Raw genomic sequence first — 17,427 nt, 5'->3', positions numbered from 1 at the left:
TCGAATAAATGATAATGATTTTCATTATCATTGTCAACTGAAAAAATAAAAAGTTTACAAAAAAAGAACCTCTTTAAAAGAGGTTATGCCATTTTCTCACCTGATTCTTCTCTAAAAAAGCTTTTCATCGCATGAAATACGTCTGCTTTTTGCTTTAAAATATAGTATCTAAAGTTTTCATCTTTAATATTTTTATAGGCTGACATGAGTGTACTGTGGCGGTTGTACTGATTCACTTCCCCATACCCAAACATATTACACTTCTTCATTAGCTCTTCAACAAGTTTTACACATCTAGCATTATCTGATGTTAAATTATCACCATCTGAAAAATGGAATGGATAAATATTATAGCGGTCAGGTGAATATTTATTATCGATAAGTTCTAATGCTTTTTTATATACGGAAGAACATATTGTTCCGCCACTTTCTCCTTTTGAGAAAAATTCTTCTTCTGTAACGACTTTCGCTTCTGTATGATGAGCAATAAATTCAATATCAACTGTTTCATACTTTGTGCGTAAAAATCTTGTCATCCAGAAAAAGAAGCTACGTGCCATATATTTCTCCCATATTCCCATCGATCCACTCGTATCCATCATCGCTAATACAACAGCTTTTGAATCTGGCTTTAATACTTCATTCCAAGTGCGGAACTTTAAGTCTTCTTGATGAATTGGATGAAAAGATGCTTTACCACCCATCGCATTTCGTTTATATGCGGATATCATTGTTCGTTTCTTATCGATATTTCCCCATAATCCTGTTTTTCTAATGTCATTAAATTCAACATGTTCAATCCGGTTTTCATCCATTTCTTTTCTCTTTAAATTAGGCAGTTCTAACTCTCTGAAAAACGCTTGCTCTAATTCTAAAATAGAGACTTCAGCTTCATAGTAATCTTCCCCAGCTGCATCTCCTGCTCCTTGCCCTTTTCCTGGCCCTTTTTGTTTTTGACCACCTGATCCATCTCTCGCAACGACATCACCAACTTTGCTGTCACCGTTTCCTTGCCCAACATGTTTATTTTTATCATAATTGTATCTAATCTTATATTCATCTAGAGAACGAATTGGTATTTTTACAACATCCTTGCCATTAGACATAACTATACTTTCTTCTGTTACAAGATCGGGTAAATTATTCTTAATTGCCTCTTGTACTTTTTCTTGATGGCGCTGTTGGTCGTCATATCCTTTGCGATGGAGGGACCAGTTTTCCTGTGAAATCGTATAATTTGGTTGATTTTCTTCGCCCATTCCTTTCCCTCCTTACTGTAATTGTCTTCCTGTATGAACAGCAATCTATAAATTTTGTTCTGTAATATGCAAGCTAGAATATTTGAAAGGTAACTGCCCACAGAAAATCATCCCATAAACATTTATAACGTTTTTCATACAATACCCCGAGCATCCTAAACAAAATTTTGCCACTCACATAAATAGAAAGAAATATTCAGCCACTGATAAGAAAGAAACACAATGCATTGTTGCACACATTTTTACTTTGCAACATATTGTATTGTGTTGGCTTTTTTCGTATGAATGGTTGGTTACTCTATCATATGCATATTGTAAAAATAATTGACAATAAATTCATAAAATTGCATCTTAATTTATTACATTTGGACAAGGTATGACACTTTATACACATATGAACGGATAATAAAACGCTGTCCCGCAAAATACAAGAGACAGCGTTTTGTTATCAAACTATCTGTTTAACAAGCTACCTACATAGCGTAGTAATTCATTTGCTGAAGAAGAATTATAACCATGCTCATCAATTAAACGCGCAACAACATCATTGATTTTCTTAAGCTGATTTTCGTCCGGCGTTTTCGTTGATGTTGTAATTTTCACTATATCTTTTAAATCAGCAAATAGTTTTTTCTGAATCGCTTCACGAAGACGTTCATGTGAATTATAATCAAAGCGTTTTCCTTTACGGGCATAAGCAGAAATGCGAATTAAAATCTCTTCACGGAACGCTTTCTTAGCATTTTCTGAAATTCCAATTTGCTCTTCAATTGAGCGCATTAATTTTTCATCTGGACTCATTTCTTCTCCTGTTAACGGATCACGTAATTTCGATTTATTGCAGTACGCCTCAACGTTATCTAAGTAATTATCCATAAGCGTCTTAGCTGATTCTTCATATGAATAAACAAACGCTTTTTGTACTTCTTTCTTCGCGATTTCATCGTATTCTTTTCTCGCTAATGAGATGAAGTTCATGTAACGTTCACGGTCTTCATTACTAATGGATGGATGCTGATCTAGCCCATCTTTTAAAGATCTAAGTACATCTAACGCGTTAATAGATGGTACCTCTTTTCGAATGATTGTAGACGAAATTCGGTTAATGACATAACGAGGATCAATACCCTTCATACCTTCATCTTGATATTCGCGTTGTAATTCTTCTACATCAATCGCATTATAACCTTCTACCGTTTCTCCATCATACAAACGCATCTTTTTAATTAAATCAATATCCGGACGCTTCGGATCTTTTAAACGAGTTAAAATAGTGAACATTGCTGCAACGCGAAGTGTGTGTGGTGCAATGTGAACATTCGATACATCACTTTCACGAATCATTTTTTCATAAATATGTTCTTCTTCACTTACTCGTAAATTATAAGGAACTGGCATTACAATAATTCTTGAGTGCAATGCTTCATTTTTCTTATTTGCTATAAATGAGCGATACTCTGTTTCATTCGTATGCGCTACAATTAATTCATCTGCTGAAATAAGCGCAAATCTTCCCGCTTTGAAATTCCCTTCTTGCGTAAGCGATAATAAGTGCCATAAAAACTTCTCATCGCATTTTAACATCTCTTGGAACTCCATCATTCCTCGGTTTGCCTTATTTAATTCTCCATCAAATCGATACGCACGCGGATCTGATTCTGAACCATATTCTGCAATCGTAGAAAAGTCCAGACTACCTGTTAAATCTGCAATATCCTGTGATTTTGGATCAGACGGGCTAAATGTACCAATCCCTGTACGGCGATCTTCAGAGAAGAAAATACGCTCTACAACTACATCCTCAATTCTTGATCCGTATTCTTGCTCTAAACGCATGACATTTAGTGGTGATAAATTCCCTTCAATTCTAACCCCATACTCATCAAAGAAATCATCTCGTAAATGATGTGGAATTAAATGCAGTGGATCCTCGTGCATTGGGCATCCTTTAATTGCAAAAATTGCTCCGCGATCTGTTCTTGAATATGTTTCTAATCCTCGTTTCAACATTGTAACTAACGTTGATTTCCCTCCACTAACAGGACCCATTAATAATAAAATTCTTTTTCTAACATCTAATCGTTTTGCAGATGGATGAAAATATTCCTCTACAAGACGTTCTAGAGCATCCTCTAATCCAAAGAGCTGATTACTAAAGAAGTTATACTTTCTTCTACCATCAACTTCTTCAATTCCAGCGTCTTTTATCATATTGTAAATGCGAGAGTGTGCTGTTTGAGCCACCCATGGTCTTTCTTTCACAAGCTCCAAATACTCCGCAAACGTACCTTCCCATTGTAAACGTTCTTCTGCTGCTCGATGCTGTTCAATCTTTTTTAGAATATCCATTATAGCTCCTCCCCCATCTCCTTGTTCAATCGGATTATTATAAAAGGTATGCTAGGATGTCCTTAAACATTCTTTAAATCAAAACGAAATATATAATAGCACGCTAAAATTCTCTCCAAAATTCAAAGAAAATTCTGTATAATATAGGTATTAACATTTTTACACTGCTATTCATTATAAATAAATTCTTTTCTTCTAAGAACCTTACATACATTTTGGATAATAAATAAAACTCATAAACCGAAAACAGTAAGGAGGATATTAGTATGAAATTATTATTAATTTTAGGTGTATCACTCACATTTCTTACAGCTATTTTTACATCCGGTTACAATGACAAACCAGGTACACATAAAAAATGATGTGCTTTTAGCACATCATTTTTTTATTTATAATACATATTTTCCATATCATATTTGGATAGTGGTCGGCTATAATAATAACCTTGTACAAGCTTCACATTCTTTTCTTTCAAAAACTGTATTTGCTCCTTTTTTTCTACTCCTTCTGCAATTATATTCAATTCTAAAGTATGAGCTAAATGAATAATTGCAGCTGTAATATTCGTATCACGTTCATCTATATGTATACCTTCCATAAAAGAACGATCAATTTTTAAAGTATCAATTGGATATGTTTTTAAATAACTTAAAGATGAATAGCCTGTTCCAAAATCATCTAAATGAATCTTTAAATTTTGTTCTTTTAATTGTAGTAACACTCTCTTTGATATATCTTTATGTATAAGAGCTCCTTCTGTAACCTCTATCGCTAATAAATGAGCTGATACATTGTACTTATTTAAAGCCCGTGTAATCATCTCTATTAATGTAATAGAACGAAAGTGTCTAGCTGAAATATTAACCGCAATTGGGACCACTTCATATCCTTTATTTAACCATTCGCGCAGTTGCTGACACACTTGATTTACTACCCATTCATCGAGCTTAATAATAAATCCTGTTCTTTCTGCCAACGGAATAAATTGGTTTGGAGAAACAAATCCTAATTCCTTATTCTCCCACCTTATTAAGGCTTCCATACTAGCTATTTTTTTCGTTTCAATATTAATTTGTGGCTGATAATATAAGAAAAATTCATTTTTTTCTATAGCACGATGTAACTGGTTTTCTATTATAAACCTTTGTTCACGCTCACAGTCTAATCCACTACAATAAAAATGATAATGTCCTTTTCCTTTTTCTTTTGCTTTTTCTAAAGCAGCATCGACCCTCTGAAATAGTATTTTTTCATCTTCTCCATCTGCTGGAGCCATTACAATTCCAATTGATGCACTTAAATATACATCTTCTTCTTCGATTACAAAATATTCACTAATATTTTTCAGTATGCTTTTTGCAACTTCCTCTACATATTCTTTCGTTATATTTTCTATCAACATAACAAATTGATCATCGTGTTCTCTAAATAAGTGCATACCTTCTATTTTTAGATTGCTTAAACATTCTGTAACTTTTTGTAATACTTTATCTCCCTCTTTATGACCAAATGTATCATTAATACGATGAAACTCATCTAAATCTATAAATACAAGCGCAAAATTTACACTCTCATTTAAAAAAGTATTTAACTTATTTGTACATGAAATTCTATTCATTAATCCCGTTAACTGGTCATAGTAAGCTAAATATTCTGTTCGCATTTCGTTTAATACTTGCCTTGTAACATCTCTCGTAACAATATAAATCCCAACAATTTCACCGTTCACAATAATCGGGATAGTTCTCAAAGAAATATATAGCTCGTACCCTTCTTTATGAACATATTTCTTTGAAACAATTTGTTTTGCTTTTCCTTGCATCGATCCCTTAAATATAATTTGAAAATCTTTTTCATATTCTTTATTAATGAATTCAAAAATAAATTTATTATTTAATTCCTCATACCGGTATCCAAATATTTCATACGTTGCCGGATTTGCATATGTAACTCTCCCTATAGAATCTATAGATATAATTGAGTCATTATTATATTCCAGTAACGACTTAAATAACATTTGTTTTTCCTCTATCTTTGTCTTCTCCTCAATTTGAGCTGTAATATCTCTTGTAATACAAATAACAAATTGACATATTCCTTCTTCGTCGCAGACAGGATTAAGTGAAGATTCATAATGTATCTCACCTTTTGGTAAATTGACTACATCACAAAAGGTGTGTGCTTTCGCTTCTCTCACTACTTTTGCATATTGCCTTTGCAATATCCCCGCTATATCTTTTGGTAATACTTCTGCAAAAGTTTTTCCATAGCACTCTTCGCTTAACCTAGCATAATCCATTCCTATTTTATTCACATACATATATTGAAACGTTTCATTATCAATAACTTTCAATATGAATACTAAATCTTGAATAGCATGTAATAATCCTTGTCTAATTAAATCCATATCTATCATACTTAAAAAGGTATTTTGATTACTATATTCTTCCTTCATATTTATCTCAACCCGTCTTATCTATTTTTAATCATATATCCCATTCTATATGATTATGTCCTCTCTTTTAAATGTATGATTATATATTATTTTTATTTTATAAAAAAAAGTCGCCATATGGCGACTTTTAATAAACGATTTCTAAATCTAATCCAGGGTAATTTTGTTGGCGGAACGCTTCATAAATTAAAATTGCTGCTGTATTAGATAAATTTAATGAACGTACTTTATCTGTCATTGGAATACGTAAACAATGATCAAAGTTTTCTTCGATTACATTAGCTGGTAAGCCGTTTGTTTCTCTTCCAAATACAAAATAGTAATCCTTCTCACGCTTGCTATAGTCAAACGCTGTATGAGCTTTCTCGCCATACTTTGTTAAATAGAAGAATTCACCGTCTTTATTTTTTTCATAAAATTCTTCAATTGAATCATAATACGTAATTTTTACGTGCTGCCAATAATCTAATCCTGCACGCTTTAACATTTTATCATCCGTTGAAAATCCAAGCGGTCTAATCAAATGTAATTCTGTTCCAGTTGCTGCACAAGTACGAGCAATATTCCCTGTATTTGCTGGAATTTCTGGCTGATATAAAACAACATGTACTCCCACGCGATATTCACCTCTGTTTTTTGTCTACTACGTATTATACCACTTGAGCGAAAAATCTCTACCCATTAATAATATGAAAGAATTTATATTTCATTTGTGGTGTATATTTACTAGAGTCTTCATAGTTCCAATAACGTCGACGGCTATTCGCTGAATGTGCATTTACAAGCGGCATACCATCTGCATCTTTTGCTACTACAATCGTCGTATGATTCCATCTTCCGTCATCCTCGAAATCATAAGCAATGACATCTCCAAGAATAAGTTCTTCTGGCCTCTCTACCGCCTCTGCTCGAAGTCCTGTTGTAGCACCTGACAAATACCAATAAAAAGAATGTGCAACAGCCCAGCTCCAACTCCACTGATTCTCCCTTTGCCACCATCCTTTACGAATATTAGGATACCCGTTCATAGGTACTTCTCCAGTATGAAGACATTGAGAAATGAAATTCGTACAATTATCAGGGAAATTACGATACATAGGATTCCGGTCATCCCACCAACGCTCTGCATATTTCACTGCCTCTAAACGATTATACTGATAAGAACCGTACTTCTCTTTCGTAATATCCCTTTCTAATGTCTCACCCATTCTAATTTCTTCTGACACTTCAATAGCAGAATCGCCTATAATTCGACTATTATTTAAACAAACTCTTCGTTTTAATTGTTCCTCTTCAATATAAAATAATTCTTTATGCTTAATTAAATATTTAAAATGTATTTGATAATCAATTTCTTGATGGTCATTACTATTTAATTGTCTAATGAAAGAAACATCCGCAGTTGCTTTCACTATATGTGCACTACGCCTTTGAAACAATTGTTTCTTTCTCAGTGCCATTTGTAGTAAATCCTCAGCAATACCATCCACATTCGTTCTTTTCTCCGTTATATATGCTAAAAATTGTTGTACTTGGTTTTCAATCTTCGTTTTTACAACCATTCTGTCTCCCTCCCATATTACAATATGAAAAAGGGAAATATTATCTACTCTTTTTTCTGTGCTAACAATTCAAGCCCGCGATTCATTTCATGAAGCACTTCTTCATCTTTCTCACGTTCCATCGCTTTCTCAATCGCTTCGCCTACTCCATCTCCGCCAATTTTCCCAAGTGCCCATGCTGCCGTTCCGCGTAGTACCGGTCTTGGGTCATCTTTCATAACACCAATTAAATCTGGAATTGCCGATGCTTCTTTAAAATGTGCTAATGCTAAAATCGCATTTCTTTGCAGTGGTTTTTTCCCTCTCCATGACCCTGACATAATCCCATATTTCTCTTTAAAATCACGATTACTAATTGTTAAAAGTGGCGTTAATAATGGTTTAACTAGCTCAGGATCCGGCTCCATCTCAGGATGATTATGAAAATCCATTCCTTTGTTTTTCGGACAAACAGTCTGACACGTATCACATCCATATATGCGATTTCCTATTTTATCGCGATATTCTTCAGGTAGGAATCCTTTCGTTTGTGTTAAAAACGCAATGCACTTCTTCGAATCTAACTGTCCCCCCTGTATTAAAGCACCGGTAGGGCAAATATCGATACATTTCGTACAGCCTCCGCATTGATCTTCTATCGGCTTATCTGGCGGGAATGGAACATTTGTAATCATTTCCCCTAAGTATACGTACGAACCAAATTCAGGTGTAATAATAGAGCAGTTTTTACCGCTCCATCCAATACCAGCACGCTCTGATACAGCTCGATCACTTAATTCACCTGTATCAACCATGGACTTCACTTCTATATCGGGAAGTTTTTCAATTAAATATGCCTCTAATTTTTTCAAACGATCTCGTAAAACAAGATGATAATCTTGTCCCCAAGAAGCACGACAAAAAATCCCACGGCGTTCTCCACGCTTACTTAATGGTGCATTTTTTAATTTTGAAGGATATGCTAAAGCAATCGCAATAATTGATTTAGCACCCGGTAATAACAGTTGCGGATTCGTTCTCTTCTCTATATCAGGCTCTTCAAATCCAGATTGATAATTTAATTGTTGTTGCTGGATTAAGCGCTGCTTTAATTCCTCAAAAGGAGAAGCGCTCGCAAAGCCTATTTTATCTATGCCAATTGTTTTACTATACGCAATTACATCTTGCTTTAATTGTTCAAAATCCACTCTTAATCGCCTCCTCAGATGAATCCACCCCTTATGTAACCACTCTATTGGTTAGTAATTCACGTTTGGAATACTATCATTTACTTCTATTTTCGCATGTAATTATATTTTTCAAACATTAAAAAACGCAATGCCTCGTTTATCTCGGAAACGAAACACTGCGTTGATCACAATTTATAGAAAAACTTTTAATAAAATTTGGAGCGGGTGAAGAGAATCGAACTCTCGACCAGAGCTTGGAAGGCTCTTGTTTTACCACTAAACTACACCCGCAAATATGAATTACATATAAGATATTAGAATAACTTATGTAAAATAGTATAGCATGTAAAAAAAGTAGAGGCAAGAATTTTATCGAAAAAAGTCGAAAAAGTGATGAGAGACCTCATCACTTTTTCAATTCTTTATCAATTGCCTTCTTCATACTATCAAAATCAGGATTTGCAAGATTTCCGTTTACATATACAGAAGGAGCACCTTGAACTTTTAATTTTTGAGCACGATCTGAATCTTTACTTACTTTTTCTTTAATGTCTTTACTGTGTAAATCTTTCTTAAATTGCTCTACATCAACTTTTGGAAGTTTCTCTTTCACAATGCTAAGAAGCAAATCTTCTGTAATCCATTCTTCCGTATCTTTCTTTTGATTTTGATAAATCTCATCATAGAAAATCCAGAATGAATCTTTATCTTGTTTATAAATTGCTTCACCAGCTGCTGCACCTAAATCTGAGTCTTTTCCGATAAATGGGAAGTTAATAAAGTATAACTGCACTTTGCCTTTATCAATATACTCTTCTTTTAATCGAGGTAATACTGTTACATCCCAAGTACGACAAGCAGGACATTTAAAGTCTCCAAATTCAACTACCTTAACTGGAGCATCATCTTTCCCTAAAGATTGTTGCGTAGAATAAGCAAACATCTCATTCCCTTTATCTTTTTTGTCATTTATGATGCTATACGCAATTGTTCCAATTACAATCAATACTGCGATAGAAAAAACTATACCAAGAGCCATGAGTTTATTTGATTTCATATACATTCCTCTTTAAATTCATATTCTGTATACAGCATTGTACACAATACACATAATATCAACACTTATATACGTCACGCAATGAACACGCTCACATAAATTACAAAAACACAATAATTGTGACGATATTGTGTCACAATTTGTCACAATTTATTCAAAAAAAGAAGCTCCTCTGTAGGAACTTCTCTTAACTTACTGCTTTTTTACGCGCGCTATTTAACATCGACTGCTCTATTTTTATATCATGACGAATTACCAATTTCTCACTAACTGCTTGAACATACTCATCATGGCTTATATAGCCTTCTTTCTCCATTAGTCTCAAAACGACATTACGTCTCTCTACTGCTTTATCATAATTTTGGGCAGGTGAGTAATAAGCAGGTGCTTTTACTACAGCAGCCATCATTGCACTTTCAGCCAACGTTAATTGGTTCACCTTTTTACCGAAGTAAAGGTTTGCTGCTTTTTCAATTCCCCATGCTCCTTCTCCATAATAAATATTACTTACATATAATTTTAATATTTCATCCTTCGTAAATGTGCGTTCAATTTTTTTCGTATAAAAAATCTCTTTCCACTTCCGAGAAAATGTACGTTCATTCGTTAAAAAGGCATTTTTAGATAGCTGCTGTGTAATTGTGCTTCCTCCTTGCACGACACCACCAGCCTTTATATTCTCAACAGAGGCCCTAATAATTGCTATATAATCTAAACCGTTATGATGATAAAATCTTTTATCTTCTGTCGCAATAAATGCATGTGTTAATGATTCTGGCACCTCTAACTTAGCCGGTACATGTAATTTACTAATATCACTTTTCTCAATCATTACATTTCCAATGAATAATAACGTACAACTTAACAATAATAATAATATAATGGCTTTATAAAAAAGTTTAGTCATTGGATTTAATGCAACTTTTTGATGATAGTTCACCCTAGATAATACTCGTTCTTTCATCTTGAACACCTCTTTTCCACACAGCATATAACTCTTACTTTAAGAATACATTGTTGTAAAAAAATATCCCATCGATTTCTCTTACACGTACCTTACATCATTGTAAGGTATAAAGTGAAACTTTAATCGGTCCTCATTAATCAAGCTTACTGCCTAGCAAATAGTGGGATAAAAAAGTATTGTATCACAGTCTTTTTTTATCTACTATTCATCTGAAATATTGAATATAGGTTATGTTAAAGTACGAATAACCAATAAAAGAGAAACCCTTAAGACTATTATATTTTCACTTTACACTTTAATTATATCATCTACAAATATATATACTTTTGACTATCTAGTAATCTAAATGTATATAACATATAGATTTATTATACAGAACAAACGTTCTCAAAATCAATACTAGTGCTACTATTATTTTGACCTTTTTCTTAAACAGTATACAAAAAAAGAGTAGTGATTCGAATGTATCTCAAATCGGCTACTCTTTTCTTTACAATCTTCCTATTAAATTATACGGCTGTACTTCCCACGTTTCATACGGAATAAAATGTGTTGCTCTCATTGCATCAAGCGTTCTGGATTTCATATGAGGACGCGTTATATACTCATCTATGTTCTCTTCATTTAACTCAACAAATTTAGCCTCTTGTATTTCTTCAGGTTGAATTTTTATTTCACCACTTATATATGCTACTTTAAAAACAACAGCTAGAATATGCATAGAAGTATTATAATAAACGCCTGTAATTCCGATAGGCTTCACCGTTAACCCTGTTTCCTCTTTTATTTCCCTACAGACAGCTTGATCGAGCGCTTCGCCTTCTTCTACCTGTCCTCCTGGCAACTCCCACGTATCAGCTCGCCAGTGCACTTTTGTTAATAACACTTCATTTTTTCCATTTGTTAAATAACCGGCTACAGCAACGATATGCTTTGGTGTCTTATGTTCCATATTAAGCCTCCTAGAGATAATGAATATTTTATATATCCCTATAATCATATTCCCTACCTACAACAAAATACCTTTAATACTTCATCACCTTAATTAACTTCATAAAAAAGACCCTATCCGCTAAGCGAAAAGGGTCATCTATCGTATTACTCTCCTAAGTCTACGTTGTGATAAACTTGTTGAACATCTTCTAAATCTTCTAATGCATCAACCATTTTCTCAAATTGTGCTTGAGCATCTTCAGGAAGTGTTACATCACTTTGTGCAAGCATTGTTAATTCTGCAACTGTAAACTCCTCAACGCCAGCACCTTTAAGTGCAGATTGTACTGCATGAAATTGATCTGGTTCAGCATACACGATAACAGAATCTTCTTCTTCTAGAATGTCACGTGCATCTACATCTGCTTCCATTAAAATTTCAAGAACTTCATCTGATGTTTTACCTTCAAGGCCGATAACAGCTGTCGCATCAAACATGTAAGCTACAGAACCGTTCACACCCATATTACCACTATTTTTGCTAAATGCAGCTCGTACATCTGCTGCAGTACGGTTTACGTTATTTGTAAGTGTATCTACAATAACCATAGCTCCATTTGGTCCGAATCCTTCATAACGAAGCTCGTCATAATTTTCTTCTGAACCGCCTTTTGCTTTTTCAACTGCACGATCAATAATTGTTCTTGGAACATTGTATGTTTTCGCACGCTCTAATACAACTCTTAGTGCTTGGTTTGATTCTGGATCTGGCTCGCCTTGTTTTGCTGCCACATAAATTTCACGCCCAAATTTCGCGTATATACGGCTTGTATTTGCATCTTTTGATGCTTTTTTGTCTTTAATATTGTTCCATTTACGGCCCATACTTTCCACTCTCTTTCCCGTTTTAAATCTACATAAAAATATTAATATGAAATATAATGTGTGTTCAACACATTTTTAAAAGAAATATAAAAAGTTCATTTTTGATTCATATTACAGACATAATATAAATCACTATCATTTTGTTCTTTCGACAAGTTATATTATACATGAATTCCTACGTTTATTACGAATTTTAGAAGCACATAGTATAATTTAACAAAAAGACTCTAACATTTCTGTTACAGTCTTTTTATATTGCCAATAAAGATTTCCATATTATTCCCATAATTGTTTTCTATTGTTGTATAATAAAAATAGGAAAAAATTTGAAGAAAAGATGGAGGGTGAATTATGACACATTCCAAAGACAAAAAATCACATGCTTTTAAAGGAATAGGAGAGAAGTTAAACCCAACTATCTATCAAGTGAGATTCATGAAATTAGATGAACCAATTCGATTTGAGTCGTTTCCTGAATTAAAGGAATTAGGAGACTGGTTGAGTACTTCAACGCACATGTGGTCATGCCACTCAACTATGTACAAATACAACAGAGAAGAGTTTGAAAAGAAGTTCTTAGAAATTACGAAATTAACAGCTGATCATGTACTAATATCTACTGGTGGCGTCGGATTTAACTTCATGTCACCAGGTTGGAGAAATTCTCTATAAAATAATGAAATTATATAAAGGGATAAAAATTTATCCCTTTATTGTTTTGTAGCTTTCCCCAACTGTATCGCATGTACTAAATGAATAAGTTTACCTTAATCATTTATAACCATTTCACCAACACACCATTTTTGCTTATTTTATAGTATGATGAAAACATAAAAAGACTCTACACATTTGGTGTAGAGTCTTTTATTACGCCGTTCATGATACCGATGGTCGGGGTCGAACCGACACTCCCGAAGGAACACGATTTTGAGTCGTGCGCGTCTGCCAATTCCGCCACATCGGCACAAAAGAAAAGGCGGCAACCGGATTTGAACCGGTGATAAAGGTTTTGCAGACCTCTGCCTTACCACTTGGCTATGCCGCCATATTAAATTTTATTGGAGCGGAAGACGGGATTCGAACCCGCGACCCCAACCTTGGCAAGGTTGTATTCTACCACTGAACTACTTCCGCAAAAATGGCTGGGCTAGCTGGATTCGAACCAGCGCATGACGGAGTCAAAGTCCGTTGCCTTACCGCTTGGCTATAGCCCATCGAATTCTTACTTAATTATATGTAAGTATCCATTAGATTATTTGTAATTTTTAAAATAAAAATGGGGCGACTGATGGGAATCGAACCCACGAATGCCGGAGCCACAATCCGGTGCGTTAACCACTTCGCCACAACCGCCATGTTGTGTAAATATATTTGGCAGGGGCAGTAGGAATCGAACCCACACTGGAGGTTTTGGAGACCTCAGTTCTACCTTTAAACTATGCCCCTATGTAAATGGTGGAGGGGGGCAGATTCGAACTGCCGAACCCGAAGGAGCGGATTTACAGTCCGCCGCGTTTAGCCACTTCGCTACCCCTCCGAAACTTACATGGTGCCGGCTAGAGGACTTGAACCCCCAACCTACTGATTACAAGTCAGTTGCTCTACCAATTGAGCTAAGCCGGCGTATTTTATTAAAATAAATGGTGGCTCGGGACGGAATCGAACCGCCGACACGAGGATTTTCAGTCCTCTGCTCTACCGACTGAGCTACCGAGCCTTATTAAAATGGCGGTCCCGACCGGGGTCGAACCGGCGATCTCCTGCGTGACAGGCAGGCATGTTAACCACTACACCACGGGACCATTTGGTTGCGGGGACAGGATTTGAACCTGCGACCTTCGGGTTATGAGCCCGACGAGCTACCGTGCTGCTCCACCCCGCGATAATACTATTCATATAAAATTTATATGGTGGAGGATGACGGGATCGAACCGCCGACCCCCTGCTTGTAAGGCAGGTGCTCTCCCAGCTGAGCTAATCCTCCAAAGTGGTGACCCGTACGGGATTCGAACCCGTGTTACCGCCGTGAAAGGGCGGTGTCTTAACCACTTGACCAACGGGCCAAATATTATAAATCCTATGGCGGAGAGCAAGGGATTCGAACCCTTGATACGCTTGTGACGTATACACGATTTCCAATCGTGCTCCTTCGGCCAACTCGGACAGCTCTCCAATGGCTCCGCAGGTAGGAATCGAACCTACGACCGATCGGTTAACAGCCGATAGCTCTACCGCTGAGCTACTGCGGAATAATATTGCCTGGCAACGTCCTACTCTCACAGGGACAAGGTCCCAACTACCATCGGCGCTAGAGAGCTTAACTTCCGTGTTCGGTATGGGAACGGGTGTGACCTCTCTGCCATCATTACCAGACATTATTCTTTTGAGACAATCATTATTATAACTTATTTACTTTAAAAGTCAACAAGTTTTTTATGTTCTCTCAAAACTAGATAACATTGCTACATATTATATGGTTAAGTCCTCGATCTATTAGTATTCGTCAGCTCCACATGTCACCATGCTTCCACCTCGAACCTATCAACCTGATCATCTTTCAGGGATCTTACTAGCTTACGCTATGGGAAATCTCATCTTGAGGGGGGCTTCATGCTTAGATGCTTTCAGCACTTATCCCTTCCGCACATAGCTACCCAGCTATGCCCTTGGCAGAACAACTGGTACACCAGCGGTGCGTCCATCCCGGTCCTCTCGTACTAAGGACAGCTCCTCTCAAATTTCCTACGCCCACGACGGATAGGGACCGAACTGTCTCACGACGTTCTGAACCCAGCTCGCGTACCGCTTTAATGGGCGAACAGCCCAACCCTTGGGACCGACTACAGCCCCAGGATGCGATGAGCCGACATCGAGGTGCCAAACCTCCCCGTCGATGTGGACTCTTGGGGGAGATAAGCCTGTTATCCCCGGGGTAGCTTTTATCCGTTGAGCGATGGCCCTTCCATGCGGAACCACCGGATCACTAAGCCCGACTTTCGTCCCTGCTCGACTTGTAGGTCTCGCAGTCAAGCTCCCTTATGCCTTTGCACTCTACGAATGATTTCCAACCATTCTGAGGGAACCTTTGGGCGCCTCCGTTACACTTTAGGAGGCGACCGCCCCAGTCAAACTGCCCACCTGACACTGTCTCCCGGGTCGATAAGACCCGTAGGTTAGAATTTCAATACAGTCAGGGCGGTATCCCACCAGCGCCTCCACCGAAGCTAGCGCTCCGGTTTCAATGGCTCCCGCCTATCCTGTACAAACTGTACCAAAATTCAATATCAGGCTACAGTAAAGCTCCACGGGGTCTTTCCGTCCTGTCGCGGGTAACCTGCATCTTCACAGGTACTATAATTTCACCGAGTCTCTGGTTGAGACAGTGCCCAAATCGTTACACCTTTCGTGCGGGTCGGAACTTACCCGACAAGGAATTTCGCTACCTTAGGACCGTTATAGTTACGGCCGCCGTTTACTGGGGCTTCAGTTCAGAGCTTCGCTTACGCTAACCCCTCTCCTTAACCTTCCAGCACCGGGCAGGTGTCACCCCCTATACTTCGCCTTACGGCTTCGCAGAGAGCTGTGTTTTTGCTAAACAGTCGCTTGGGCCTATTCACTGCGGCTTTCCGTTAAGAAAGCACCCCTTCTCCCGAAGTTACGGGGTCATTTTGCCGAGTTCCTTAACCAGAGTTCTCTCGCACACCTTAGGATTCTCTCCTCGCCTACCTGTGTCGGTTTGCGGTACAGGCACCTTTTATCTCGCTAGAAGCTTTTCTTGGCAGCGGGGAATCAAAGACTTCGCTCCATAAGGAGCTTCCCCATCACAGCTCAGCCTTTACGATAAGCGGATTTGCCTACTTATCAGCCTAACTGCTTGGACGTGCACAACCAATCGCACGCTTCTTCTATCCTTCTGCGTCCCTCCATTGCTCAAACGATAAAGAGGTGGTACAGGAATATCAACCTGTTGTCCATCGCCTACGCCTGTCGGCCTCGGCTTAGGTCCTGACTAACCCTGAGCGGACGAGCCTTCCTCAGGAAACCTTAGGCATTCGGTGGACGGGATTCTCACCCGTCTTTCGCTACTCATACCGGCATTCTCACTTCTAAGCACTCCACCAGTCCTTCCGGTCTGACTTCACTGTCCTTAGAACGCTCCCCTACCACTGATACCATTGGTATCAATCCGCAGCTTCGGTGGTGTATTTAGCCCCGGTACATTTTCGGCGCAGAGTCACTCGACTAGTGAGCTATTACGCACTCTTTAAATGGTGGCTGCTTCTAAGCCAACATCCTAGTTGTCTAAGCAACTCCACATCCTTTTCCACTTAATACACACTTTGGGACCTTAGCTGGCGGTCTGGGCTGTTTCCCTTTTGACTACGGATCTTATCACTCGCAGTCTGACTCCTAAGGATAAGTCATTGGCATTCGGAGTTTGACTGAATTCGGTAATCCGATGAGGACCCCTAGTCCAATCAGTGCTCTACCTCCAAGACTCTTACACTTAAGGCTAGCCCTAAAGCTATTTCGGGGAGAACCAGCTATCTCCAGGTTCGATTGGAATTTCTCCGCTACCCACACCTCATCCCCGCACTTTTCAACGTGCGTGGGTTCGGGCCTCCATTCAGTGTTACCTGAACTTCACCCTGGACATGGGTAGATCACCTGGTTTCGGGTCTACGACCACGTACTAAACGCCCTATTCAGACTCGCTTTCGCTGCGGCTCCGCCTCTTCAGCTTAACCTCGCACGGGATCGTAACTCGCCGGTTCATTCTACAAAAGGCAC

At 37.6% G+C, this 17,427-nt stretch carries 11 protein-coding genes, 16 tRNA genes and 2 rRNA genes (1 of these 29 cut by a window edge); 1 reads left to right on the top strand and 28 read right to left on the bottom strand.

Annotation, left to right across the window (positions count from 1 at the left end; genetic code table 11):
* Positions 1-83: 83 nt before the first annotated feature.
* The 11 genes from yhbH to C3Y97_RS02835 form a co-directional block, all read right to left on the bottom strand.
* Entirely contained in the window at positions 84-1,259 is a 1,176-nt protein-coding gene (gene yhbH / locus C3Y97_RS02885; protein WP_000503517.1) for a sporulation protein YhbH, read from the bottom strand.
* A gap of 453 nt (positions 1,260-1,712) precedes the next feature.
* The gene (locus C3Y97_RS02880) at positions 1,713-3,608 is read right to left on the bottom strand and encodes a PrkA family serine protein kinase (protein WP_000353273.1); all 1,896 of its coding nucleotides are present in this window, start codon (positions 3,606-3,608) and stop codon (positions 1,713-1,715) included.
* A 385-nt stretch (positions 3,609-3,993) separates the two neighbouring features.
* Entirely contained in the window at positions 3,994-6,063 is a 2,070-nt protein-coding gene (locus C3Y97_RS02875; protein WP_000657173.1) for a sensor domain-containing protein, read from the bottom strand.
* Between the two features lie 127 nt (positions 6,064-6,190).
* A complete protein-coding gene (trmL, locus tag C3Y97_RS02870; protein ID WP_000538147.1) occupies positions 6,191-6,679 on the bottom strand; it encodes a tRNA (uridine(34)/cytosine(34)/5-carboxymethylaminomethyluridine(34)-2'-O)-methyltransferase TrmL in 489 nt (162 codons plus the stop codon).
* Between the two features lie 58 nt (positions 6,680-6,737).
* Positions 6,738-7,625, bottom strand: a complete 888-nt coding sequence (locus C3Y97_RS02865) for an amidase domain-containing protein (RefSeq protein WP_000260591.1) — start codon at positions 7,623-7,625, stop codon at positions 6,738-6,740.
* A gap of 44 nt (positions 7,626-7,669) precedes the next feature.
* Complete coding sequence (gene queG, locus C3Y97_RS02860; protein WP_000345206.1) at positions 7,670-8,812, bottom strand: tRNA epoxyqueuosine(34) reductase QueG; 1,143 nt, start codon at positions 8,810-8,812, stop codon at positions 7,670-7,672.
* A gap of 199 nt (positions 8,813-9,011) precedes the next feature.
* Positions 9,012-9,085 (bottom strand) — tRNA-Gly (locus tag C3Y97_RS02855).
* A 115-nt stretch (positions 9,086-9,200) separates the two neighbouring features.
* Positions 9,201-9,851 (bottom strand): DsbA family protein, encoded by a 651-nt coding sequence (locus tag C3Y97_RS02850; RefSeq protein WP_000841307.1) that lies wholly within the window; start codon positions 9,849-9,851, stop codon positions 9,201-9,203.
* 187 nt (positions 9,852-10,038) lie between these two features.
* Positions 10,039-10,815 (bottom strand): transglycosylase domain-containing protein, encoded by a 777-nt coding sequence (locus C3Y97_RS02845; protein ID WP_000664715.1) that lies wholly within the window; start codon positions 10,813-10,815, stop codon positions 10,039-10,041.
* Between the two features lie 493 nt (positions 10,816-11,308).
* Complete coding sequence (locus tag C3Y97_RS02840; protein ID WP_098213013.1) at positions 11,309-11,770, bottom strand: NUDIX hydrolase; 462 nt, start codon at positions 11,768-11,770, stop codon at positions 11,309-11,311.
* A gap of 146 nt (positions 11,771-11,916) precedes the next feature.
* Positions 11,917-12,636, bottom strand: a complete 720-nt coding sequence (locus C3Y97_RS02835) for a YebC/PmpR family DNA-binding transcriptional regulator (protein WP_000532952.1) — start codon at positions 12,634-12,636, stop codon at positions 11,917-11,919.
* Between the two features lie 351 nt (positions 12,637-12,987).
* Here C3Y97_RS02835 and C3Y97_RS02830 point away from each other — a divergent pair, with 351 nt between their 5' ends.
* Entirely contained in the window at positions 12,988-13,308 is a 321-nt protein-coding gene (locus C3Y97_RS02830) for a DUF3884 family protein (protein ID WP_000149743.1), read from the top strand.
* A 210-nt stretch (positions 13,309-13,518) separates the two neighbouring features.
* On the opposite strand, the gene C3Y97_RS02825 is transcribed toward C3Y97_RS02830, so the two are convergent.
* The 17 genes from C3Y97_RS02825 to C3Y97_RS02745 form a co-directional block, all read right to left on the bottom strand.
* Positions 13,519-13,600: transfer RNA gene (locus C3Y97_RS02825), tRNA-Leu, on the bottom strand.
* 10 nt (positions 13,601-13,610) lie between these two features.
* Positions 13,611-13,681 (bottom strand) — tRNA-Cys (locus C3Y97_RS02820).
* 14 nt (positions 13,682-13,695) lie between these two features.
* Positions 13,696-13,770, bottom strand: a tRNA-Gly gene (locus C3Y97_RS02815).
* A 5-nt stretch (positions 13,771-13,775) separates the two neighbouring features.
* A tRNA-Gln gene (locus tag C3Y97_RS02810) sits at positions 13,776-13,850 on the bottom strand.
* Between the two features lie 63 nt (positions 13,851-13,913).
* A tRNA-His gene (locus tag C3Y97_RS02805) sits at positions 13,914-13,989 on the bottom strand.
* Positions 13,990-14,008: 19 nt separating this feature from the next.
* Positions 14,009-14,082: transfer RNA gene (locus C3Y97_RS02800), tRNA-Trp, on the bottom strand.
* A 7-nt stretch (positions 14,083-14,089) separates the two neighbouring features.
* A tRNA-Tyr gene (locus C3Y97_RS02795) sits at positions 14,090-14,173 on the bottom strand.
* 10 nt (positions 14,174-14,183) lie between these two features.
* Positions 14,184-14,259 (bottom strand) — tRNA-Thr (locus tag C3Y97_RS02790).
* Between the two features lie 18 nt (positions 14,260-14,277).
* Positions 14,278-14,353, bottom strand: a tRNA-Phe gene (locus C3Y97_RS02785).
* A 9-nt stretch (positions 14,354-14,362) separates the two neighbouring features.
* Positions 14,363-14,438, bottom strand: a tRNA-Asp gene (locus tag C3Y97_RS02780).
* A gap of 3 nt (positions 14,439-14,441) precedes the next feature.
* Positions 14,442-14,518 (bottom strand) — tRNA-Met (locus C3Y97_RS02775).
* Positions 14,519-14,544: 26 nt separating this feature from the next.
* Positions 14,545-14,620, bottom strand: a tRNA-Val gene (locus C3Y97_RS02770).
* A 4-nt stretch (positions 14,621-14,624) separates the two neighbouring features.
* Positions 14,625-14,699: transfer RNA gene (locus tag C3Y97_RS02765), tRNA-Glu, on the bottom strand.
* 17 nt (positions 14,700-14,716) lie between these two features.
* A tRNA-Ser gene (locus C3Y97_RS02760) sits at positions 14,717-14,808 on the bottom strand.
* Between the two features lie 2 nt (positions 14,809-14,810).
* Positions 14,811-14,885 (bottom strand) — tRNA-Asn (locus tag C3Y97_RS02755).
* Positions 14,886-14,893: 8 nt separating this feature from the next.
* Positions 14,894-15,009 (bottom strand): 5S ribosomal RNA (rrf, locus tag C3Y97_RS02750).
* A gap of 100 nt (positions 15,010-15,109) precedes the next feature.
* Positions 15,110-17,427, bottom strand: a 23S ribosomal RNA gene (locus C3Y97_RS02745); it runs 604 nt beyond the window's last position.

Source organism: Bacillus sp. DU-106 (assembly GCF_004799705.1).
In the GTDB taxonomy this organism is placed as follows: domain Bacteria; phylum Bacillota; class Bacilli; order Bacillales; family Bacillaceae_G; genus Bacillus_A; species Bacillus_A cereus.
This window is presented reverse-complemented; position numbering and strand designations above follow the sequence as displayed.